Annotated in this window: 1 protein-coding gene; it reads left to right on the forward strand. The window is 64.5% G+C overall.

What is annotated here, in order from left to right:
* On the forward strand, nt 1–547 hold a 547-nt coding region (locus tag D6M19_RS34070; protein WP_164478837.1), incomplete at both ends, for a beta-ketoacyl [acyl carrier protein] synthase domain-containing protein.

Below are 547 nucleotides of genomic sequence, written 5' to 3' on the forward strand. Positions count from 1 at the left end.
TTCTTCGGGATCAGCCCGCGTGAGGCTGCCGCGATGGACCCGCAGCAACGGCTGGTGCTCGAAGTCGCCTGGGAGGCACTGGAAAACGCCGGAATCCCACCACACACCATCCACGGCACCCAAACGGCCGCTTTCATCGGCCTCACGACCAACGATTATTCGTTGACATTCGCCGGGAAAATGCGGCGGGAAGAAATCGACGCGTATGTGCCGTTCGGGAATGCGGCGAATTTCGCCGCGGGGCGGTTGTCGTACTTCTTGGGTGTGCGTGGCCCCGCGGTGGTCATCGACACGGCATGCTCGTCGTCGCTGGTGTCGGTGCACCTGGCCTGCCAGAGCCTGCGCCGCCGCGAAAGCGACACCGCCCTCGCCGCGGGCGTGAACCTCATGCTGAGCCCGGAGAACACCATCGCGTGCTCACGGTTTGGGATGTTGTCGCCGGATGGTCAGTGCAAGACCTTTGATGCCGGTGCTGACGGCTATGTCCGCAGTGAGGGTTGTGGGGTGGTGGTGCTCAAGCGGCTCAGCGATGCCCTCGCCGACGGGG

The organism is Mycolicibacterium stellerae (assembly GCF_003719305.1).
GTDB classification, from domain to species: Bacteria; Actinomycetota; Actinomycetes; order Mycobacteriales; family Mycobacteriaceae; genus Mycobacterium; species Mycobacterium stellerae.